Genomic DNA, 23,871 nt, shown 5'->3' on the forward strand with positions numbered 1-23,871 from the left:
GTTGATTACAAAAACAGTATAGTATACAAAATACAATCCTGTCAATTAACGTAAAATCAAGTATTTCCTACAATTTGTTAATTATTTGTCACTGCGAATTAGCGACAGGGTGAATCGGTTCACATCCATTATATAGAAGAATGTCTTTAATGTAAACCGTAATAGCAATTTACCAGTACAGATAGTATTATAGCATAGTTGTATTTTGTATACAATCCAGAAAGTGGTGCAATTTCTTAAATATTTTTACCAAAATTTCTCTATAAAACACGAGATTTTTCCTATATAATGGTCGTATAAATCATTCAAGTTAAGAAATATAATAAATACGAGGTGACATAATGAACTGCAAGTTAGATATTAAAGAAGACATCCACTGGATTGGCGTAAATGACCGCGAAACGGCGCTGTTTGAAAACTATTGGCCAATTGATAAAGGCGTGGCATATAACTCATATCTCATTAACGATGAGAAAGTTGCAATTTTAGATACTGTTAAATTTAATAAAACAACTGAGTATCTAGAAAAAATCAAAGACATCATCGGCGATAAAAAAGTCGACTACTTAATTGTCAATCATATGGAGCCCGATCATTCTGGTTCTATGCTTGCATTATTAGCGGCTTATCCAGAGATGAAAATCGTCGGCAATAAAAAAACCTTTCCTTTTATAGAGGGATTTTATGGCATCACTGAGAATTATTTCGAAGTAGATGACAATGATTTAATCAATCTTGGAAAACACAAATTGCGTTTTTATTTAACACCAATGGTGCATTGGCCAGAAACGATGATGACATTTGACGAGACAACTGGCGTCCTATTTTCAATGGATGCATTTGGTGGATTTGGCGCACTTGATGGCGGTATTTTTGACGATGAACTCAATTATGATTTTTACGAAGATGAAACGCGTCGCTATTACAGTAATATCGTTGCAAAATATAGCCCAATGGTACAAAGAAGCTTAAAAAAATTAGGTGGACTTGATATTAAGATGATCGCTCCAACTCATGGTCCAGTTTGGAGAACAAACCCAGGCAAAATCGTGGAATTATATGACAAATGGAGCCGATTTGAAGCAGAGCACGGCGTGGTTATCGTCTATGGTTCCATGTATGGAAACACTGCTAAAATGGCAGATTATCTCGCGCGTTATATTGCCATCAATGGCGTGAAACACGTAAAAGTGTTTGATGCATCTAAAACTCACAATTCTTACATCTTAAGTGAAATTTGGAAATACAAGGCCGTGGTAATTGGTTCATGTGCTTACAACACAAAAGTGTTTAGTTCTGTTGAGACACTCTTAAGCAAACTCAGCAATTCAGGCCTTAAAGACCGATATGTATCTGTTTTTGGCAATAAAGCTTGGTCTGGTGGTGGTGTTTCAGGCATCGATGCTTTTGTCAAAGAAATCGGCTGGGAAAAAATCGGCGACTCCATCGAAGCAACATACTCGCCTAAAGATGCTGAATTTGAAGCCCTACAAAAATTAGGAAAAGAAATAGCCGATCGCTTGAACAGCGATTATAACGTATAACGACATGACTTTTGAAAATCATGTAAACATTATTTAATTAGAAAATTGCAATTAAAAGGGAGTGATGGCTGTCTTGAAATTCTTCAAGATAACCGACACTCCCATTTTTTTATCTAGACTATTTTTAATGACTATTTATCTACGATCACAGTACCTGTTCTACCTTCGATACCTTCTTTAGCTTTTTCAAGCGAAGTAATCAGTGCCTTACGGCCAGGTTTTGATTTCGCAAACTTAACAGCTGCCTGCACTTTTGGCAACATACTACCCGGTGCAAAATGACCTTCAGAAATATATTGATCCACTTCTGATAATGTGATTTCATCTAACCATTTAATATCTGGTTTTCCAAAGTTGATAGCAACTTTTTCTACCGCTGTTAAAATGATCAAATAATCGGCGTCTAAGATCTCAGCAATTTTAGCAGAAGCAAAATCTTTATCAATAACAGCAGGAATACCGATTAAACGGTTGCCTTCTTGATATACTGGGATTCCACCGCCGCCAACAGTGATGACAACGTGCCCGTGATCAACTAAAGCTTTTACAGTTTCTTTTTCAGCAACATCAACAGGAAGCGGAGAAGCCACAACGCGTCTCCAACCTCTACCAGCGTCTTCTACCATTGAATAGCCTTTTTCTTCGATGAGTTTATCAGCTTCTTCTTTAGAATAAAATGCGCCAATTGGTTTTGTCGGTTTGCTAAATGCAGGATCGTTCTTATCAACAATCACTTGAGTTACAACAGTTGCAACAGGTACTTCCATTTTTCTATTTAACAATTCTTCTCTGATGGCATTTTGTAAATGAAAACCAATATAACCTTGGCTCATTGCACCACACTCAGGAAATGGCATTTCTGGTGTTTTTGCAGCAGATAATGCAGATGTTGACATTGCTAAGTTAATCATGCCCACTTGAGGTCCATTTCCATGAGCAAGAATCACTTCATGTCCAGCTTCAATCAAGTCCACGATTGGTTTAGCAGTATTTTTAACCAGTTCAAGTTGTTCTTCTGGAGAGTTGCCAAGTGCATTTCCACCAAGTGCAACAACGATTTTGTCTTTCATTTTCATATTCAATAGCCTCCAACGAGCGTTTATTCAGTCTAGATGTTACCGATAGTCGCAACCATAATTGCTTTGATTGTATGCATTCTGTTTTCAGCTTCATCAAATACAACTGAGTGTTTGCTTCTAAATACTTCGTCAGTAACTTCCATTTCTTCAATGCCGTGCTCTTTACATACTTGAACGCCTACTTCTGTCATTTGATCGTGGAAAGCAGGTAAACAGTGCATAAAGATCACGTTTTTATTGTTTGTTCTCTTTAACATATCCATGTTTACTTGGTATGGTTTTAACATTTTAATTCTTTCTGCAAACATGTGCTCTTCGCCCATTGATACCCATACGTCTGTATAGATGACATCAGCGCCTTCAACTGCAGCAACATCTTCAGAGAATTCTAAGATTGCGCCAGTTTCTTTCGCAACTTCTTTCATTTCATTCACTAAATCTTCTGATGGCCATAATGATTTTGGCGCAAGAGCTACGAAGTGCATACCCATTTTTGCAGCGCCGATCATGAGTGAGTTACCCATGTTGTTTCTCGCATCACCTGCATACACAAATTTAACTTTGTGAAGTGGTTTGTCAACATGTTCCATTATCGTTAAGAAGTCTGCTAAAATTTGTGTTGGGTGGTACATATCTGTTAAACCATTCCAAACTGGAACGCCAGCATATTTCGCAAGTTCTGCAACTGTTTTTTGCTCAAATCCTCTAAATTCAATACCATCATAGAAACGGCCTAATACTTTAGCAGTATCTTCGATACTTTCTTTTTTGCCCATTTGGCTATTTGTTAAAAACGTTACACATGCGCCTTCATCAAACGCTGCAACTTCAAAAGCACAACGAGTTCTTGTAGATGCTTTTTCGAAAATCAAGCAAATGTTTTTTCTTTCAAGCAAGTTTCCTTTGATTCCTGCACGTTTTTTAGCTTTTAAATCTCTTGATAAGTCTAATAAATATCTAATTTCTTCAGGTGTAAAATCCTTTAATGTTAATAAATGTCTTCCTCTTAAATTAACTGGCATTTTAATAATCCTCCTTAAAGATTGAATATCGTTATTTTTGAGCTTTCGCTTTATAACCGTCTGTTATTTCTTAATAAGTTCTCTGTAGATTGGCATAGACATACATCTTGGACCGCCTCTACCTCTAGAGAGTTCAGATGATGGAATTTCATGTAGTGTAATGCCTTCTTCGCGTAACAATCGGTTGGTCACGTGGTTTCTTGAGTATACCACCACTTCACCCGGTGCGATTGCAAGCGTGTTAGAACCGTCGTTCCATTGTTCTCTTCCTGCGTCGATGCCTTTTTTTCCACCACAACGTATGAGCTTAACTGAATCCACTTCTAAGTACTTACTTAAAATATGTTCTAGTGTTTCACATTCTTTTTCAATTTTAAATGATCCTGGTTTTTCTCCTCTCATGAGAGAATATACCGTAAGTGGACCTTCAATTTCTGGATGAATCGTGAACACATTGTGGTCCACCATTGTAAACACCGTATCTAAATGCATAAACGCACGTGTCTTTGGAATGTCAAACGCCAAAATAGTTTGAAAAGGCTGACCATCTGAAAAGATGTTTTTCGCCAATGTTTCAATGGCATCTGCATCTGTTCTTTCTGAAATTCCGATGGCAATCACTTTGTCGCTTAAAACAAGACAATCGCCGCCTTCTATTGAAAAGGTTTCATCCCTATCATACCAAAACGGGATGTCTAAATCTTTATAATTTTTATGATATTTGAAAATATATTTTGAGAAAATTGTCTCACGACATCTTGTTACTGTTCTCATTTTATTAAGTGCAATTCCATTCCCCATAGAAGAAAATGGATCTCTTGTAAAATACAGGTTTGGAAGTGGGTCAACGATAAAAGGATAATCACTTTCTACCATTTCCGCCAGAGATTTAGTCGCTACAGAGCGAATCTCTTCTCTACGAATACCCGCCATCATTTTATCCACCATGTCTTTATTGCTTGAATAGGACAAATAAAATTCCTTCACTAGATCCGCTTGGTATTTGTTTTTAATTCCTGCTTCTGATACAAATTCATTGATAAAAATTTGCTTGAGTGTTTTATCTTCAAGTGTTTCTGCCACAAGATTTTCTAAATAAAGCACTTCTACGCCATTATCTGTAAAAACTTTTGCAAACGCATCATGCTCTTCACGAGCAACCTTCAAATAAGGAATATCATCAAACAACAATCGTCCCATTAAATCAGGTGTCAAATTCTCAATTTCTTCTCCTGGACGATGCAGCAAGACCTTTTTTAATTTCCCTATTTCTGAATAGACTTGTAATCCGTTAAGATTCATTCTTGCACCTCTTTCAGTTTTGGGTTGTAATAAATTGGAAATTTATTCACAATCTCTTTCAAACAAGTATAGTATATCACTGTGCTCTTACCTTTATCAAGTGCAGTTTTTTCAACACTTCACGCCTATTGTGTTAATTGTCAAAAAAATGTGCATATTCATGCATTGTATACTATTCCAGTTTTTACCATTTGTAGATTTTAGAAGTGTTTAAGTCACATGGTCAAATTGTGTCCTGCCGACGATATTTGTCCCATGTATAAAAATCGATTTAATTTTATAAAAAAAAATCCAGGATGTTGCATTTTTACAAGCTTTATCGCCTTATTATACCCATTTTATTCCTTTCGGATATTTTCTTGAAATTTAATATTTGCTTAACCTTTTTTCAAGACTTCACTTGTATGATGTAGCTAAGAAAGCATTTCAAAATAGGAGATGATGGTATGGTTAAAATATCCAGCATATGCTTTACAGTTTGCTTAACACTTTTATTGATCATGGGAATTGCGTTATCATTTATACCTACTTCAACAATGATTGAAACTGTTGTTTCTGCGATTGCAATTGCACTTCTTTTAAGTGGCATTTGGCTGATTATTTCCCTCATAATAGACCGATTTCAAGACATAAAAAATGAGGGTGACGACTATAAAAAATACTAATTCAGGAGGCATGAACATGTTATTAGTCAATACGCCTGATATTCCAGGCAAAAAAATTGTTCGAACCATTCGAATGGTTTCAGGTAGTACCATTCGTGCAAAACATGTCGGAAAAGACATCGCTTCTGCTTTTAGACATTTAGTGGGAGGTGAAATGAAAGAATACAGCGAAATGCTCAATGAAGCAAGGCAGATCGCTACAAAATTGATGGTGGATGAAGCCGTTGCCTTAGGGGCAAATGCCGTCATCAACATTCGCTACTCCTCATCCAGTGTCATTCAAGGTGCTGCTGAAATTCTCGTATGCGGAACAGCGGTCATCTATGAAGAATAAATATTTAACATTCCTACTCAAAAAGAACAGCTAATTCTCATATAAGTGAGCATTAGCTGTTCTTTTCTTTGTAGTTAGTTATTTTTCTTTGTGATTATTTATTTTCTTTACGATTATTTATGGCATGAGTTGATAAGATTCCTCAGTGAGTTTAAATTGATTTTTCAACCCACCTGTTACGGTGATTGTTTGATCTGATGTGATAAAGATTGCCTCGACACCGTCCAACGAGTCAATAAATGTCTCTCCTTTTTCAAGACCCAATAAAAATACTGTCGTTGAAAGCGCATCCCCATCGACAGATTGATCAGAGACAATCACTACTGCCTCTAGTGAATTGTCTTCAGGATAACCTGAAAATGGGTTTAGAATATGATGATACACTTGTCCGTTCTCAGTAAAAAAACGTTCATAGGTACCCGAAGATACCACCGATTGATTATTCACCTCCACGTAACCGAGCTCCGAGCCATCTTCTGCTTGAGGGTTTCGTATGCCAATTTTCCAAGATGAACCGTCGGTCTTACTGCCCACCGTTAAGACGTTTCCACCTAAGTTAATTAGGGCACTTTCGTATCCGAGTTCGAGGATTGTCTCTTTCACGCGATCTGCAATATACCCTTTGGCAATGCCTCCCAAATCAATTGACATGCCTGCAGTCGGTAAATAAACAGTTTGATTTTGCTCATCTAACTCAATGGCACGATAATCCATTAAAGCACGAACACTTTCAATCTGATCTTCGGTTGGTACATGCGCCTCATCTGTCCCAATTCCCCATAAATCAACAAGTGGTCCAATGGTGATATCAAAAAGGCCCTCCGAGGACTCTGAATACCGATTGGCAATTTGTATCAATTCGACAACTGACTCGTCAACTTGAACGCTTTTGAGACCCGCTTGCTGATTGATTTGACTAATTTCTGAGGTTTCAATATTTTTTGATAGCATGGATTCCCATTGACTGATCACATTAAAAATCGTCTCGAAATCTTCATCTGGCACTTTTTTTTCATCGTAAATAGCAACCGAAACCACAGTGCTCATGAGCAATCTTTGTTGCGATGTGACCGTAGCGCCAGTGGCTTCATCCACTCTCACATTTGACTGATACAGCGTTGCAGATTCTGACTCAGAACCTGTCTGAGAACCAGACTCAGATTCAGCTTCAGTTTTCATGTTTTGACATCCGCTGATCCATAAAACAGTGCTTATAACCAGCACAAGGCTTATATTTTTTTGAAACTTCTTGAATAACTTTTGTGTCAACGAAACCTCCATAGCTAATTTTTCTATTCATACACCGTCTGATTTCTAACAACAAAGACGCCGTCATAGTGATGTTTTGTTTCATCAAATACAACGTGACTGACGTTAATCACAGTTACATCTTTTAATGAAAGAAGTGTTTTTTCAATAGCCTTTGCAACCGTATGATCCAGGCTTGAAAATGCTTCATCTAAGATGATGATACTCGATTGTTGAAGCAAGCCTCTCGCAATTGCTAGACGACTCCGTTCTCCACCTGAAATATTTTTACCATTGTCGTAAATCATCCGATCTAATCCATCAGGATGAGATTTTATGAAATCTTTCAATCCAGCCCTTTCAATGGCTTCATTGATTTCTTTCTCAGAATAAGGCTTATATAAACACAGATTGTTTCGAATGGTATCCTCAAAAACGAACACCTGTTGTTCAATATTGGCCAACTGCTTAAAATACGATTGTTTAGTAATCTCATTTAAATCTTGATGGTCCATCTTTATTATACCACTGGACGGTTCAAAATACTTGCGGATTAACTTAAGAAGAGTCGATTTTCCTCCCCCACTTGGTCCGATAATCAAATATTTTTCACCTTTTTTAATGTTTAGAGAGACGTTATTAAGAACTGAATTCTCACCATAAGAAAATCCTACTTTTTCAAATTCTATTTGTTCTTCAAACGACTGAATCTGAGTGGTTTCAGTACTGTTTTCTACATTGAGCAACAATGTATCAATCTTAGCAAACAAACCTTTAGTAGACAAAATTTTTGGAAGCCATTCGCCGATCATCATGATTGGATTCATGATTTTTTCAAGAGCTGTTAACATCAGGACGACCCCACCGAGTGTCAGCTCACCTCTAAGAACTAAGAATACAGACATTGCTACCATGCCATACATCGTCGTATACATCACAAAATTCTGAATGATACCGATGTAGCTAACAATTTTATCAATATGATACCCTTTGTCTTGAATGGATTCCGATTTTCGCTCAAATTCTTCCTTTACCTTGCTCTCAATGTTATTGGATTTGATGATGTGGAAAGCACTGAGAAATTCTTTGATATAGGCTGTGTAATCTTTGTAAAGTTCACTTCGTTTCATTTGATGCTTCTGTAAAGGTTTATTCACGACAATTGTCGCCAAAGCCCCTACCAATCCTACGATGACACCTGCCAACAAAGCCCATGGACTGACATATGTGATGATCGCAATTCCGACAATAAAACTTGAAATATTCATAAGCACTTCATAAATGCCATCGATATAATTCATCTCAATATTCGAAAGATCATTCGTTAATGTACTATAGTAAACCGCTGTATTTTCAGACTGAAATTGATTGATATCCTTATTAAATATCTTTTGAATGTAATGTTTTTTTAGCGTCACAATCGCTTGTTTTTTATAAAGTCCTTTCCCATATGCCATGAGGAATCCAAGAGGCACTAAAATTGCCGCATATATAAGAAGTTTCCCAATCTCTTGACGAAAAATCGTGTGATTCTGAGTTGTAACACAGTCCACCACTTTCATAATACGAATGGACACGAGTCCATCTAACACTTGGTTGGCGGTTGCAATGATTAATGCAAATAACAGCGCTGGTAGAACTTTCAATAATGCTTTTTTCATGCGACTACCTCCTCGAAATACAATTCACTCTCATATTGTATAATTGAACCATTTTTAATCTCGAGAACATAGTCGTATCGATTGGTAATTCCTGGGTAGAATCTGTGAGAAATCGCTAAAACCGTTTGATCCAGTCCAAGAATAGTTGCTTCAATCTCGCTGCCCAACGCTTCATTTAAACTAGAAGTCGCTTCATCCGCAAATAGCAAATCGGATTGTTTGAGAATCGCCCTTGCAATGGAAATTCTTTGACGCTGACCACCTGACAAATTTTTGCCATTTTCTTCAATCTTCATATCCAAACCACCCCGAGAATCGTCTATAAAATCCGACAACCCTGAAAGTTTAACGGCATGAAGGATCGCGTCTTCTGAATAGTCTTTAAACAAAGTGATATTATTTCTCAATGTATCTTCAAATAAAAATACCTCTTGAAAGACATAGGAAATATTATCATTAAAATACTTCGTGGAAATGTCTTTTAAGTCTACATCGTCTACCTGAATTTTACCTGAATACCCTTCATATATTTTAGAAAGAATTTTCATAAGCGTCGTCTTACCGCTTCCACTAGCACCTTTGATTAAGTATTTTTTGCCTTTTTCGATTGTAAAATTTGCATTTTTAATCACATTTTGATTCTCATAGGAAAAATTCAATTGAGACACTTGAATCTTCTCGGAGAACGAGAACGGCAGACGTCCTTGAACCACTTGAACATCCTCATTCTGATCTTTTGTGATTTTTTCATAAATATTTGCAGATGCTTTCACATCATTCCAGAGTGGTAATACTTGACTAATCGGCCAAATGCATCCATTGGCGATCTGAAGCATAAATGTGATTTTCATAATTGAAGCTCCATTGAAGGCCATTTCCATCAAATAGACCAAAATACCAATGAAAATAATATACGTCATAATTCCGATTAGACTTTTCTGACTCTCAGTAAACAAAGTAAAATGAAACCGTTTGCGTTCCACTTTTTGTATGGAGTGTACCGTTTGATCTAAAAACTTGTCTTCAATTCCGTTGAGCTTTAAGATTTCAAGCCCGTTAAATGTATTCGATGCTTTCACTGAAAACTCTTCATTCAAAGTCGAAACCTGTTCTTGAAGAGAAACCGTCTTTGCTTCAAACTTTTGAGAAATTTTTAGAACAATCACCGACAATATCCCAAGAATGAGAGCAAACTTCCAATCCATGACAGCTAATATTATCAATGAAATCACATAAACGCCACCTCTAAAGATCACGTTTAGCAGTTTAACAAAGAAGTTTTGTTCAAAGATATTGATATCATTAATCAAATTAGATAAATACACCTCTTTGGTTTGTTTTCCAAATCTTTCGTAATCCATATGGATGATTTTATCAAATGCCGCCAATCGTATATCTAAAATGGTATCTCTCATAAATCGAATTCTTAGCATACGTGACAAGAATTGAAATCCAGAGACAAACACAATCAATCCCAACATAATGCCAATTGTCTGATATAGTGCCGTCATGCTGTTCTTTGTTATTACGCCAAAGAACAATGCAATACCCAAACTTCCAAGCAGTTGATTCACTACTGGAAAAAAACAGGCAATGATATAGGTTGTAAATGCCTTTTTTCTCTTCATCAACAGTTCTTTCATGTTGACCCCCTTATAAATTGCTTCTCTCAATCTGTCGTAGAAGATCTCGTAAGAACCTCGACGCTTAATCTAATTTTATTGCAAATCGACACACATGATCGCCTCTCAATGCGCACGCTAAGAGTTCAACTTCAAGAGGTCGCTCTAATATAACTTCATACGGAAATTTAGAAAATCCCCCACTACAATAGCACCAATTTTCCGAGATTTCTTGATCATTTAAGATAGCCTCTCTTACAAAAGGGCAGTGGCATGCATAATAGCGTTTCATTTTATCATCGGTCGCTTTTAAATAGTTATCTGGATCATAAGGAATCTTCGTGGCGTAAAGGACATTGCCAACTCTTACTGCAGACATGATTTCTTGATTAGACGCTGCATAATCCACAACGGCTTGAGTGATTTTCTGTTCAAACCACACGCGATTTTCGTCACAATACTGCTGTAATTCCTCTATTTTTCTTTTCTGATAATCTGCTAAATACGCATCTAAGTCACCGAGTTCATGTAATCTTTCACGTTCTTTAATAAAAGGTTCTGCAGAAATCCCATGATTATTATGAGCAAAGGACAACTGAATTTCTCTCGGCGTCATTTTAGCTTCCGCCGACTTCATTATTTCAGCTGTATACTGTGGAAATACTTCTGGAGAAGAGCCAATTCTCGGTTTAGACACCACATTAAAAATATCTTTTGCTCTGTCTGCCCCCACCAACTCTTCCACATGTTTCTCGATAGATTCCATCACGCCCACGCCACCAAGTAATGACGTATAGTAAATGTATATTTCGTTGCGGCCTATTAAATAGAAGTATCGAGCCTGAGCGAGTATCATCTCAAGCTCACTTACCTGAGTATCCACTAAAACTCTCACATAGTTTTTGATCCAATGGACATCCACTGACTCAAATGACAATCCATCGCGCATTAGGGCCGCCTCTAAATGGACGATTGTGCGCACAGCTTCTTCTTTTTGCCAGTTTTCAAATCCTCTTTTATCATAATAATTTTCTAATAATGATTGATTCATGTTTACCTCCCCAAAACCCTCACTCCACTCTCTTACCGTTCAATTTTATCGAGTATAATGCCTCCTGATACAGATGAACCTTGAATTTGTCTATACTCCGAACGATTATCGACAAACACTTTTCGTTTAGCTGGCTGTGATTTATCCACGATGGCAAATCCATTGGTCTCTATTGATCCAGATACCGTTGTCAAACTTAAATTATAAGATTCAGGTTGCGATACATTCACGATGATTTTTCCCGAAACTGTGGATAAATTTAAATTTTCGTTTGAATCTCCACATTCAATTTCAATTGAACCTGAGACATTTTTACCTTCTAAACGAATGGCATTTCCGATGAATTTAATTTTACCCGATGTGGATTTAAGCACACCATTGGCCGTCCTTACATTATCAGCAATAATAGAACCAGACGTTTCTTTTACCTGAAAGTTCTTAGCCACAACATCTGCAATGTGCACTTTTCCACTTACAGATTTTACTTCAATGTCAATTGCTTTGAGTCCAATAAGTGACGTCGACCCCGACACATTTCTAAAGCTCGCACGATCAATCGATGCAGATTTTGGAAGTTTTACATTGATCATGATAGGGGTTGTTGCAGAAAAACCATTTCTAAAAATATTAAAAATGCTCGTTATATCCGTCATTCTATTTTCTTTGATGGTGATGGTATCCCCTTTTTCGGTAATCTCGAGCCAATCTGGCTGGTTGATGAATTCACGTGTTTTCGAATCCATCAACTCTACTGTAACATCATCTACCATGGATTTTTCGATATTGATCTTACAAGAAACAAGCGATACATCGAAGTTCAACATTTTTTCGCCCTTTGTCGGATAGATTTCGCCCTCAATTTGCTCCATTTCCTTTTCAGTTGTCTTTGGCATTTTATCCATTTCATTGTTTGGTTTGCGATAAATCTCAGCGCGCTGTTGATCTTCTGTTTTCTCTGTCATTTCAACCGCTTCAATCATCTCAAGTCCTTGTTCAACGGTAATTTCACCATTTTCAATCATTTTTAAAATTTCTAATTTATCACTCATATTTTTCACCTACTCCGCATAAATTTTAATGACATGTCCATCACTCGTTGTAACGCGTGTGATTTCACCACGATTGCCGTCTTCTACTGATTTTAAAATTTCACCCTGATCTAATTCATCTAACAATTTTGCCACTTCTGGAGAAAACTTTCCGCCAATTTTAAGTCCTGCTTTGAAAATGGCAAATGGCAATTTAATGTCCAAATTTTCTTTTTTATTCATATCTTCAATATACACGCGAATCGTCTTTGGTGATTTTAAAGAGTCGCTTTGCTTTTTAGTCGTTGTTCCACTACTTACTGCATCGATGAGACGCATACCATCTTCTGCAGATATAGTTCCACTTTCAATCATTTTCAAAATTTTCATGACATCTTCATTCATGTGTTACCCTCCTTTAAATGTGTTATTCTACTTTTTATGAGCTATTCTACTTTTTATGAGCTATTCTTTTTTTATGCGTTATTCTCCTTTGATTTTCTTTAATGCTTCTTCAGCCGTTAGTTCTCCTTTGCTGAGTTTTTCTAGAACATCTTTCCGACTGATTTCTTCCTCAGATGGTTTTACGGTATATCCCAACGCTTCAATGACCTGATCCAAGTTACGTCTAACCGTTGGATAGGAAATGCCTAAATCTTTCTCAATTTCTTTGATATTGCCTCGATTTTTAATAAATATCTCAATGAATAGCTTTTGTTCACTGGTTAAATAGTTAAACTTATCTAATACAAAATCCCCTTCAATGCTGGTTTTACACTGATTACAGTGAAGTTTGACGACCTTTAAATTCGCGTCACACACCGGGCATTTCCCTAAAACAATTCGCTTCATTTCACACCTCTTTCTTTCGTACTTGTTCTTCTAATTCTAAAATACGCCTATCTCAATCATCAGTCAATCGAAAATCAATATTTTAACCAAATTCTAACTTTAAAGTTAATTTATTTAATTGTGAAATTAAATTTATTAATTTGCTATACTTTCATTTGCCGATATGCATTTCCGATGGTAGTGTTTAATCCACCCTCAAAAGTGTTTCATTTGCACTTTAAGGAGATCTTTTTTAGAATAAAAAAACACGAGTCTGATTTGACTCGTGTCTCTCTGTATGAATCGCGAATAACGTGTGTTAATTTACGGGATCCATTATACCTCTTTTTTAATTCCAGCCACTTCTCCAATTGTTGCAACTAAGTTTGCAACACTTGTTAATTCTGATGGAATAATGAGTTTTGTCGCTTTGCCATCCGCTACTTTAGTAAGGGCTTCAAAACTTTTGAGTGTTAATACAGCTTGGTCTGCACCAGCTGATTTGATCATCTCTAAACCTTGAGCAGTCGCTTTTTGAATTTTGAGGATTGCTTCTGCTTCCCCTTCTGCTTCTCTAACTTGTGCTTCTTTCTTCGCTTCAGCTCTTAAAATTGCGCTTGTCTTTTCAGCTTCTGCGCTTAAAATAACAGCTTCTTTTTGACCCTCTGCAACTAAAATTGCCGAGCGTTTTTCACCTTCTGCTCTTAAGATCGATTCTCTTCTTTCACGTTCTGCACGCATTTGTTTTTCCATTGCTTCTTGAATATCTTTAGGTGGTAAAATGTTTTTAAGTTCTACACGATTCACTTTAATGCCCCATGGATCTGTTGCTTCATCTAAGATTGCTCTCATTTGAGTATTGATTAAATCTCTAGATGACAAAGTTTCATCTAATTCTAAATTACCGATAATATTACGTAATGTCGTTGCCGTTAAATTTTCAATTGCTAAAATCGGCATTGCAACCCCATACGTATAGAGTTTTGGATCAGTGATTTGGTAATAAACAACGGTGTCAATTTTCATCGTAACGTTATCTCTTGTAATAACTGGTTGTGGTGGAAAATCCGCTACCATCTCTTTTAAAGATACCTTTTTAGAAATTCTGTCGATTAACGGAATTTTGAAGTGTAATCCTGTTTCCCAAGTTGTCAAATAAGCGCCGAGTCTTTCAATGACATATCCATTTGATTGTGGTACTACTCTGATATTGGATGCAATCAAAAGTAGCAACAAGATTAATAATGAAAAGAAAATAATGTAACCCATATACAGCCTCCTAATTAAATTGTTTTAAACCCACATTATTTATATAAATTTTCATAAATAATTGCAAATGCCTCTATCTTTATTATATTTTCAAATATAACCGATTCAATAGATTTTTATAGATTATTCTTCTGCTCTTTTTACAATCAATTTGACACCTTCAATTGCAATTACTTCCACCTCTTCACCCACTTCGTGTGACATCTCATCCATTGCTTTTGAAGTCCAAATTTGACCGTTTAACTTGACCTGACCAAGTTCAAAACTACTAATCGTTTTAATAACAATTCCACGCTTTCCAATTAAAGCATCTACATTTGTTTTCGTTTGTCCTACTTTAAACACTTTTCTCGCAAGTGGTCTTGTATATACGATCATGATCGTTGCTAGTACAATAAACGAAATCACTTGTACAATAATATTTAGACCAAGTGCCGAAGCAATGAGAGCCGCTAAAGCGCCAACCGCAAACCAAATGGATGTCAATCCCATCGTAAAAGCCTCGACCAAAACAAAAAATACAATCAAACCTGCCCAAATAATTGATAATGTCTCTCCACTCATATTGACCTCCATATTAATCTATTTATTTGCGTTCATTTTTCCTATATAATAATAGGACATTGACCTTATATTTTAAATATCATTTTATTTAGCTCATATTGAATCATTCTTCTATTTTCTGTAGAATCATTCATCTGTTATATTTAGTTATAACCCAAAAGTCTTAAAAAACTATTAAATGCAACTTAAAAATCCGACAAATCGGTGAATAGAGTCAAAGGGGCGCGCTATGAAACGTAAAACGAGAACGACATTTAAACTTCCAATTTACTTGCTCATGAACATCCTAATTTCCTTTCCAATTGCATGGGTACTTGAACGTATTCCCTTTTACTTAAAATGGTCTTTACTCGTAATAATCATCAGTATTTTTGCTTATGTCGCTTATCAGAATTATAAGCGTTTGCTACGTGAGTATGAGATTAAGATGCCCGTTTTAGAGAGGATTAATCACTTTAAAAGTCGTACTCTAGACACTCTTTTAAAAGTGAATCATCTGTTTATGGACCTAAACGATTCAAAAGATTATTATTCTGTGATTCTAAACTCTGCCATTGACGTCATTGAAAATGCTTCAAAGGGAAGCATTCTGCTCTACAATTCTAAATCGGGCAAATATGAGTTCCAAACTTGTATTGGCTACGATTTAAACGAATTAAAGAACGTGACCATGGCACTTGAAGATACCTTTCTTTTTATGAACTCTCACGGCAACTACGAAGAACCCATTATTGTGAAAAATATCCGTGAATATGATGAAAAATATCTCAATAAAGAGGAAAATGCACACTTAGAAAAGGCAGGGGGACTTGCCATTGAAGAAGCACTTTGTTCACCTATTATCATCGATGGTCAAATCGTGGCTATCATCAATATTGATAGCGTCAAACGCAATGCTTTTGATGAAGTGGACAAACAGCTCTTGCATTACTTTTCTACGCAAATTGCCATTGCTTTAAAGAGCAAATACCTTGTTGAAGAAACCATCAATCTCTCCAAATTTGACAAACTCACGGGTGCATTAAATCGTAATTATTTTGAAAAAATCACTTCGCTCAGAGAAGATCATCAACTTGAAGAGGCAGAAAATTACGCACTGGTGTTATGCGACTTAAATCACTTGAAAAAAATTAACGACTCCTTTGGGCACGGTGCTGGTGACATTATCTTAAAAAAATTTACCGATATCATATATGATTCTATCCGTGAGACCGATATAGTTTCAAGAATCGGTGGGGACGAGTTCGTTATTCTGTTAAGAAGCATCTCCATGGACCGTGCGCTAGAAAAAATGGAGCAAATTTACCAAAAGTGTGAATCATCTGCTATTCGATATAACGGACACGATTTACCCGTAAGTTTTAGTTACGGAATTGCCGTTTCTCCTGATGATTCAATGATTTATGATATTCTTATGAAAATTGCTGACATTCGCATGTACGAGTTTAAAAATCACTATAAACTCACACACGATTCCATTATTTTAGAAAAATCACCTGATCACTCTTCAAATTAAAACGGGACGCAATGCGTCCTTTTTTTTATCTGATTTTAATGTAATTTTTGGGACGTATGTTATAATAATTTTGAATACTTAGTTTATCTAAATATATGGGAGGCATCTATGACATTAAAATGGTCACTTAATGAATTGTATTCTGGATTTGATTCTGCAGAATTCAAAAATGATTTTTTTCAATTTGAACAAGAAATCGATAAACTCAATAGCGTTGCCAATGAACTGAGTGATGTCGCATCACTTGAATCCTTTTTAAGACTTAGTGAATCGCTTTACAAAACCGCTTCAAAACTAGGTAATTATGCGAATTTGACATTTACAACTAATACATCTAGCGAAGAAGCACTTGCATCCATGAATAAGTTCAGTACTTTATATACGGGCATTTCGTTGGCGCAATCTAAATTAGCAAAATTTTTAAACACCGTTGACAATATAGAACACTTCATTGATTCAAATGAGTATTTGAAGTCGTTTATCTTTATTTTAAATGAGTTCAAACAATCGGCATCACATATGCTTTCAGAAAAAGAAGAAATTCTCGCTTCTAAACTCGCGATTACTGGATCTACTGCTTGGAGCACATTGCAGAGCAAGCTCGTTTCGACATTAAAATGTGATATTACCCTTGATGGTAAAGCACAATCACTTCCAATTACAGTGGTTCGAAATCTAGCGCACGATGCTTCCGCTGAGATTCGCAAAACTGCTTACGAATCCGAACTTGATGCTTATAGCAAAGTAGCAGAAGCTGTTGCCATGTCACTGAATAGCATCAAAGGCGAAGTGATTACCATGGCAGCCATCAGAGGCTATGAGTCCCCTCTTCATATGACGCTTGAAAATTCAAGAATGACGAAAAAAACTCTCGATGCCATGATGAACAGCATCAAAAGAACCATCCCTACTTTTGAACAATATTTGTTAACAAAAGCGGAGCTGTTAGGCAATAAAGATGGCTTGCCATTTTATGATCTCTTTGCACCAGTAGGATCTTCAACTAAGAAGTTTACTTATGAAGAAGGTTCAAAATTTGTAGTGGACAACTTCAGAGCATTTTCAGATAAACTCGCTGATATCGCTGAAAATGCGATTTCAAAAGAGTGGATCGATGTTGAGCCAAGAGAAGGTAAAGTAAGTGGGGCATTCTGTGCATCCCTTCACACCATTGGCGAATTTAGAGTATTGCTTAACTACACTGGTAATTTAGGAGATGTTATCACGATGGCACATGAGCTCGGTCATGGCTATCATGCAATCTGTACCAATGATGAAAGCGCTTTGAACATTGACTATCCAATGCCATTAGCTGAAACTGCTTCAACTTTCTGCGAAACCATCGTCAACAATGCAGCGATTAAAATTGCAACGCCTGAAGAATCAATGACGATTTTAGAAAATTCACTACAAGACGCAACACAAGTTATTTGTGATATCTACTCTCGTTACTTATTTGAAACAGCGGTTTTTGAAACACGTGCAGATCATCCGCTTTCAGTAGAAGAACTCAATACGCTGATGCTAAATGCTCAAAAACAAGCCTACGGAAAAGGATTAGATGCAACGAAACTCCATCCGTATATGTGGCTCATTAAACCACATTATTATTCAGCAGGATTAAACTTCTATAACTTCCCTTATGCATTTGGATTGTTATTTGCAAAAGGATTGTATGCAAAATACCTTGAAAATCCTGAATTCTTTAAAAGCAAGTACGATGATCTTTTAGCAGCTTCAGGACGTTTAAGCGTCGTTGACGTATGTAAAATCATGGACATCGATGTTGAAAACGAAGCTTTCTGGGATGCTTCTCTCGGTATGATCCAATCTGATATCCATAAATTCATAGAACTAGCAAGAGGTCAAAAATGAAAAATGAATGGTCATTAGACGCACTCTACTTAAGTTTTACAGATGCGGCTTACCTTTCAGATCTTCAAATCGCCTCAACACTTGCCAATAAATATGAGGTACTCGCTTGCGAGTACCTTTCTCATCATAATGAGGAAATTCAGGCGATAGAACATTTTCTGAACCATCGTATAGCCGATACAAAACGCCTTCAAAAGCTTCAAGCGTTTGGGCATTTAAAATTTGCAGCGGATACTAAATGCCAAGAAGCCATCGTATTAAAAAGCAAAGTACACACTTTTTGGAATCAACTGACACCTTCAATGGTCGCCTTTAAATACTGGTTAAAAGACGTCTCTGACTTAGATGCACTTGCGAGTCAGTCACCTTTTATTGCGTCGCACTTGTTCTATCTATCTCAGTTAAAGCGTTCGGCACAACATTTATTATCTCAAGAAGAAGAATTATTGATTGCTCAATTATCTACCACCGGTTCATCCGCTTGGGAAATGTTACAAAGTAAAACAACATCACAAGTCACAGAAATCGTCAGCATAGATGGCATCGATCAAGCGCTTCCCATAATGGCCATCCGAAATTTAGCATTTCACACCGATCCATCTGTTCGCAGAGCAGGATATGAAGCAGAGATGCGCGCCTATGAAAAACATGCAGAAATCTCAGCTGCAGCACTTAATAGCATCAAAGGTGAGGTCATTACCCTCGCTAAACTTCGCGGGTTTGAATCCCCACTTTCTGAAGCTTTGTTTAACGCTCGCATGACGCCTGAAGTTTTATCTGCCATGCTATCGGCAATCGAAGAGTTTTTACCGCAGTTTAGACGGTATCTTCAAATAAAAGCAAAAGCACTGGGACATAAGAACGGACTGCCATTCTACGATCTATTTGCGCCACTGACGCAAGCAGATCAAACCTACTCCATCGAAGAAGCAAAAGCTTTTATTGTCAAGTACTACGGGGATTTTAGTCCAGAACTTTCTAGGTATGCCGAGCGTGCTTTTGAACAAGAGTGGGTGGATTTTGAACCTCGAGAAGGAAAACGCGGTGGTGCATTTTGTTCCAATTTACCGAGTATTGGAGAGAGTCGGATTCTCGTGAATTTTAACGGTAAACTTAAGAATGTTTTGACGCTTGCACACGAGCTCGGTCATGGATTTCACGGTCATTGCCTTAAAACAGAAAGTATTCTCAACACGACTTACCCTATGCCAATAGCAGAAACCGCATCTATATTTTGCGAAACAATTGTAAGAAATGCGGTACTCAAAGAGGCTGATCGCGATTTAGCGATCACTATTTTAGAAAATAGCTTACAAAGTGCAACTCAAGTCACTGTGGATATTCTCTCTCGTTTTTATTTTGAATCAGAAGTTTTTTCTAGAAGACAAGATCATCCCCTATCCGTTGGCGAACTCAAGACTATGATGTCCGATGCTCAGAAAAAATCGTACGGAGATGCACTTGATGCTTCTACCTTACATCCGTTTATGTGGCTCAATAAACCGCACTATTACTATGCTCAGCAAAATTTTTATAATTTTCCTTATGCCTTCGGCTTGTTATTTTCACGAGGCTTATATGCTCAGTATCTCAAAGATCCAGATCATTTTCCAACACGCTATGTGCAGATGTTAAGTGAAACAGGTAAACGCTCCATACAAGATCTATGCAAACTCATGTCTGTTGATCCATCTTCAGTAGAATTTTGGCGAGAATCTCTTAAAATGATTCAAGCGGATATCGATCTTTTTGAAAAAATGCTTGAAATCTAACTGCGTTTAGGCACTCAAACATGCGTTTGCCCACACTATCCACAGACTTATCCACAATTTTACTAAAAACCTGTTGAAAGCATGTGAGTTGTCAGTGGAAAACAAAAAGTCAATCCCCCTCAATAAAAAACAGGAAAGTATCTCCGATATTTCGAGAACTTTCCTGTGATCTTTTTTTGAGCTTTTCCTTATGGTTAATTTATATATTCACTTAAGTCCGGTTTTTAATCTGATTAAAAACGACATTCATCAACCGAGGAATAGTCTCCACAACATCCTCACGATACACGCGTTCTGTCTTTTTATGCAAATCCTTTCCCCATGGTCCTAGATGAAGAACTTCCACATCTAACCTTTCAATTGCTTCAAAATCAATATGATATGGATTTTGATACAATGGCATTTGTTTCATCATGTCACTTGGGTCATGCTTCATCTTTTTCATATAACTCATATCGGAAATTCCCATAAAATAGCGATCCGTGATAAGTGAATTTCCTCGTTCTTGAAGACTTTTTTCTAAAGGTTCTCTCAAATGTGTTTCAAAATAAGCACCGCTATCCACCACTGGATAAAAAGGTGGCAATAATCCAATCACAATCATCGGATGGTTACGATTTAAAAGATTCATCAAATACATAATCCAGGCAGCCGTCAAATCCGCTTCGTCAAGACCAAAGTGCTGTTCTTTAAACTGTTTAAACTCGATTTTCACGTCTAAACCTTTTAACTCCACAACCTTTTCAACGAGTTCGTCATAGAGCAAAATTTCAAAATCAAAGCACATACAATCTTCATAAGATGGTAGACCTTGTTTGCGTAAGTACTCATTATAAGAATAATTAAACTGATTAATGGCGTCTTCCATAGACCATTTACAGAGTTCTTTTAACTGTTCAAACTTACCTTTCAAATTTTCTTTCAAAAATAACCAATTAAAATAACCCACTGTGAATTCAGGCGTCGTTACATCGTATGTCGTCTTTATGGTCTTAAATCCCAAAAATGCAGGAGGTGGCGTCATTTTTTTATATAATGTGTCCCCCATCTCCGTATTGAGTTCGATTGCCTTAATCACTTCCATTGCAATACTTACAGAGCTCAAGCCACTATATGCGATTCCAGAATGACCTGCAATGCCTTTAGAAACGATCATCGGCATCATCTTTCCGACAGAGCCTGTTGAAACCGTCAATGAACAATCCATTTCTCGCTGATGTGGTTCTGAAAGTAGCGCAAGTTCATAATTCAATGAAAACTGTTTTTTGAGTTCTAGTAGCACGTGTGTTGCATGGCGCATGCCAAGTGATTGGTACTCTTCATCCGGTACTGAAATCCACAATAGATTGACACCTTTTGGATGTTGAGTTGCCTCTTTCAATTGCTGTAAGTGAATCGCCAATCCGGCTTTCATATCACAAGCGCCTCTTCCCCAAATCCACTCATCTGAGTCCAAATCCAACTGTAAATCCTCAGGAAGATCCGAACACTGTGAAAGTTGGAGTTTGAGGCTATTGGAATCATATGGTTCAAGCGTTCCATATGCACTTGCATCCACTGTATCATGGTGACCAAATAGAATCACTGTTTTCTCAGCCTTTTCATGATGAAGCGCCCAAATGACAGAGCGTCCGAGGTCATCTCCAGCAATGGAAGATGCACCAAAATGATCTGGATGCGCCACAAAATAGTCCAAATTTTTAATCTCATCGAGCAAGACTGCTTCAAATGCTTTTTCATGGACAGTAAAACTATCACTTCTATGTTTAATTAATTTATCTAATAATAATAAAACGTCTCGTTTATCGTTTGCAACCATACATTTTCGTCCTTTGTCAAACTTTCTTATATTGTATTATCTCATTATATTTAGGTGTTGACAATGATTAATGTTGCCTAAGTTTTAAAATAGTAAGAAAGCGACACCCCACATAAATCTGTAGGAAGTGTCGCTTTTGATTTTATAAATCATAATACATTTTATATTCTCTCGGTGTTGGCATGAGCGTCTCAGCATGCGCTTCTTTTCTAAGGTAATCAATTTGATCTTTTAGGATTGATTTTGTAAAGACATCTCCTTCAAGTAAATAGTCACAGTCATTTTCAAGCGCTTCTATTACTTCATTTAAATTTTTAGGCAATGCACCAATGTCTTTGCGTTCTGCTTCTGATAAATTGAATATATTGATATCATACGGTCCAAATTTATGTGCCATTGGATCAATTTTATTTTTGATTCCATCAAACATCGCCATCATCAAAGCTGAAAATGCAAGATAAGGGTTCGCAGTTGCGTCAGCTGGTCTAAACTCGAAACGCTTTTTAGTCGGTTGTGTCGCATACCCTGGAATTCGGATAACTGAACTTCTATTGGCAGTTCCGAAACACACACTGACAGGCGCTTCGTAACCAGGAACCAATCGTTTAAATGAGTTTGTACTAGGGTTTGTAAATGCCATAACCGACGCAGCGTGTTTTAATATCCCCCCAATTGCGTAAAGTCCCATTTGACTGAGGTCAGAATATCCGCCCTTTTCATAGAATAACGGTTCATCATCCATGAACAACTGCATGTGCACGTGCATACCACTTCCCGCTTCGCCGAAGATGGGTTTTGGCATAAAGGTTGCTGTTCGATTGTAGAGCATCGCCGTATTTTTCACCACGTATTTGACCATCATGGATCGGTCTCCCATTACGACGGGTCTTTCAAAATCCAGCTCAATCTCTTGTTGGCCTGGTCCGCCTACTTCTGGATGATGGTATTTTACAGGAACATTGATGGATTCTAAGATGCGCACCATGTCATTTCTCATGTCAAAATTTACATCTTTTGGACGATCGACGTGATAGCCACCTTTGTGGTGAACTAAGTATCCAAAATTATTTTGTGGTTTATTGCCATTCCAACCAGCTTGCTCAGTGTCGATTTCAAATCCCGATTGTCTTCCTTCGGCCATATAATGACAACTATCAAATGTATAGTACTCAAATTCTGGTCCAAGCAATGCCTTATTGGCAATGCCAAGCTTCGTCATGTAATCTTCTACTTTCTCACAAATGAATCTTGGATCACTTTCAAAACGCGTATGTTGCTCGCCTACTCTATAAATTCTCGTCATAAATACGAGGGTTTTTGCTTCATTGAACGGATCAATAAAGTAAGCATTAAGATCCGGTTTAAATACCATATCTGATTTTTCAACACTTAGAAAACCATAACTTGATCCATCAAAACCAATTCCATTTTCAATCGTTTCTGCATTAAAACGTCTTGGCGTAATGGTTAAATGATGCCATCTCCCGGCTAAATCTAACATTTTAAAATCAATAAATTCAATGTCATTTCTTTTACAAAACTCAAGTACTTCCAGATGGTCTCTAAACATGGTCCTGCCTCCTAATGATTTTGTCTTTATTAAACGCTCCATTTTCATCATAGCAGATTTTTTCAGAATTGCATCAATGTTCTGTCAATTTTTTTGAAT

At 36.9% G+C, this 23,871-nt stretch carries 20 protein-coding genes; 6 read left to right on the plus strand and 14 right to left on the minus strand.

Annotated elements, in window-relative coordinates:
- The first annotated feature begins 341 nt into the window (after positions 1 to 341).
- A complete protein-coding gene (locus ACZ41W_RS08915) occupies positions 342 to 1,544 on the plus strand; it encodes an FprA family A-type flavoprotein (protein ID WP_464311626.1) in 1,203 nt (400 codons plus the stop codon).
- 131 nt (positions 1,545 to 1,675) lie between these two features.
- Here the strand turns inward: ACZ41W_RS08915 and arcC are convergent, their stop codons facing one another.
- The 3 genes from arcC to arcA all read right to left on the minus strand — a co-directional run bounded on the left by arcC (position 1,676) and on the right by arcA (position 4,947).
- A complete protein-coding gene (gene arcC, locus ACZ41W_RS08920; protein ID WP_464314283.1) occupies positions 1,676 to 2,614 on the minus strand; it encodes a carbamate kinase in 939 nt (312 codons plus the stop codon).
- A gap of 38 nt (positions 2,615 to 2,652) precedes the next feature.
- Positions 2,653 to 3,645 (minus strand): ornithine carbamoyltransferase, encoded by a 993-nt coding sequence (gene argF / locus ACZ41W_RS08925; protein ID WP_464311627.1) that lies wholly within the window; start codon positions 3,643 to 3,645, stop codon positions 2,653 to 2,655.
- Positions 3,646 to 3,708: 63 nt separating this feature from the next.
- Positions 3,709 to 4,947, minus strand: a complete 1,239-nt coding sequence (arcA, locus tag ACZ41W_RS08930) for an arginine deiminase (RefSeq protein ID WP_464311628.1) — start codon at positions 4,945 to 4,947, stop codon at positions 3,709 to 3,711.
- Positions 4,948 to 5,393: 446 nt separating this feature from the next.
- Between arcA and ACZ41W_RS08935 the strand changes: the two genes are divergently transcribed.
- Entirely contained in the window at positions 5,394 to 5,612 is a 219-nt protein-coding gene (locus ACZ41W_RS08935) for a hypothetical protein (protein ID WP_464311629.1), read from the plus strand.
- A gap of 16 nt (positions 5,613 to 5,628) precedes the next feature.
- The gene (locus ACZ41W_RS08940) at positions 5,629 to 5,946 is read left to right on the plus strand and encodes a YbjQ family protein (RefSeq protein ID WP_464311630.1); all 318 of its coding nucleotides are present in this window, start codon (positions 5,629 to 5,631) and stop codon (positions 5,944 to 5,946) included.
- Positions 5,947 to 6,063: 117 nt separating this feature from the next.
- Here ACZ41W_RS08940 and ACZ41W_RS08945 read toward each other — a convergent pair whose 3' ends face one another.
- The 9 genes from ACZ41W_RS08945 to ACZ41W_RS08985 all read right to left on the minus strand — a co-directional run bounded on the left by ACZ41W_RS08945 (position 6,064) and on the right by ACZ41W_RS08985 (position 15,220).
- Positions 6,064 to 7,215, minus strand: a complete 1,152-nt coding sequence (locus tag ACZ41W_RS08945; protein ID WP_464311631.1) for an FAD:protein FMN transferase — start codon at positions 7,213 to 7,215, stop codon at positions 6,064 to 6,066.
- A 23-nt stretch (positions 7,216 to 7,238) separates the two neighbouring features.
- Positions 7,239 to 8,855 carry an ABC transporter ATP-binding protein gene (locus tag ACZ41W_RS08950; RefSeq protein WP_464311632.1) on the minus strand — a complete coding sequence of 539 codons (1,617 nt, stop codon included), beginning with the start codon at positions 8,853 to 8,855 and terminating at the stop codon, positions 7,239 to 7,241.
- Entirely contained in the window at positions 8,852 to 10,498 is a 1,647-nt protein-coding gene (locus ACZ41W_RS08955) for an ABC transporter ATP-binding protein (protein WP_464311633.1), read from the minus strand. Before ACZ41W_RS08955 ends, ACZ41W_RS08950 begins: the two co-directional genes overlap by 4 nt.
- Before the next feature lie 64 nt (positions 10,499 to 10,562).
- Complete coding sequence (locus ACZ41W_RS08960; protein WP_464311634.1) at positions 10,563 to 11,528, minus strand: hypothetical protein; 966 nt, start codon at positions 11,526 to 11,528, stop codon at positions 10,563 to 10,565.
- 32 nt (positions 11,529 to 11,560) lie between these two features.
- Complete coding sequence (locus ACZ41W_RS08965; protein WP_464311635.1) at positions 11,561 to 12,577, minus strand: DUF4097 family beta strand repeat-containing protein; 1,017 nt, start codon at positions 12,575 to 12,577, stop codon at positions 11,561 to 11,563.
- A gap of 9 nt (positions 12,578 to 12,586) precedes the next feature.
- Positions 12,587 to 12,961 carry an SHOCT-like domain-containing protein gene (locus tag ACZ41W_RS08970; RefSeq protein ID WP_464311636.1) on the minus strand — a complete coding sequence of 125 codons (375 nt, stop codon included), beginning with the start codon at positions 12,959 to 12,961 and terminating at the stop codon, positions 12,587 to 12,589.
- A gap of 78 nt (positions 12,962 to 13,039) precedes the next feature.
- Positions 13,040 to 13,408: a DUF2089 family protein gene (locus ACZ41W_RS08975; RefSeq protein ID WP_464311637.1), complete on the minus strand. Its 369-nt coding sequence runs from the start codon at positions 13,406 to 13,408 to the stop codon at positions 13,040 to 13,042.
- Positions 13,409 to 13,723: 315 nt separating this feature from the next.
- Complete coding sequence (locus ACZ41W_RS08980) at positions 13,724 to 14,656, minus strand: SPFH domain-containing protein (protein WP_464311638.1); 933 nt, start codon at positions 14,654 to 14,656, stop codon at positions 13,724 to 13,726.
- Positions 14,657 to 14,779: 123 nt separating this feature from the next.
- Positions 14,780 to 15,220 (minus strand): NfeD family protein, encoded by a 441-nt coding sequence (locus ACZ41W_RS08985; RefSeq protein WP_464311639.1) that lies wholly within the window; start codon positions 15,218 to 15,220, stop codon positions 14,780 to 14,782.
- Positions 15,221 to 15,449: 229 nt separating this feature from the next.
- On the opposite strand from ACZ41W_RS08985, the gene ACZ41W_RS08990 reads away from it, so the two are divergent.
- The 3 genes from ACZ41W_RS08990 (at position 15,450) to ACZ41W_RS09000 (ending at position 20,383) form a co-directional block, all read left to right on the plus strand.
- Complete coding sequence (locus ACZ41W_RS08990) at positions 15,450 to 16,736, plus strand: sensor domain-containing diguanylate cyclase (RefSeq protein WP_464311640.1); 1,287 nt, start codon at positions 15,450 to 15,452, stop codon at positions 16,734 to 16,736.
- Between the two features lie 108 nt (positions 16,737 to 16,844).
- Entirely contained in the window at positions 16,845 to 18,611 is a 1,767-nt protein-coding gene (locus ACZ41W_RS08995; protein ID WP_464311641.1) for a M3 family oligoendopeptidase, read from the plus strand.
- The gene (locus tag ACZ41W_RS09000) at positions 18,608 to 20,383 is read left to right on the plus strand and encodes a M3 family oligoendopeptidase (RefSeq protein WP_464311642.1); all 1,776 of its coding nucleotides are present in this window, start codon (positions 18,608 to 18,610) and stop codon (positions 20,381 to 20,383) included. The genes ACZ41W_RS08995 and ACZ41W_RS09000 overlap by 4 nt, the downstream gene beginning before the upstream one ends.
- 211 nt (positions 20,384 to 20,594) lie before the next feature.
- Here ACZ41W_RS09000 and ACZ41W_RS09005 read toward each other — a convergent pair whose 3' ends face one another.
- Positions 20,595 to 22,202 carry a M20/M25/M40 family metallo-hydrolase gene (locus ACZ41W_RS09005; RefSeq protein WP_464311643.1) on the minus strand — a complete coding sequence of 536 codons (1,608 nt, stop codon included), beginning with the start codon at positions 22,200 to 22,202 and terminating at the stop codon, positions 20,595 to 20,597.
- Between the two features lie 142 nt (positions 22,203 to 22,344).
- Positions 22,345 to 23,772, minus strand: coding sequence for a type I glutamate--ammonia ligase (gene glnA / locus ACZ41W_RS09010; RefSeq protein ID WP_464311644.1), 1,428 nt, complete (start codon positions 23,770 to 23,772; stop codon positions 22,345 to 22,347).
- Between the last annotated feature and the right edge of the window lie 99 nt (positions 23,773 to 23,871).

Source organism: Fusibacter fontis (assembly GCF_055378735.1).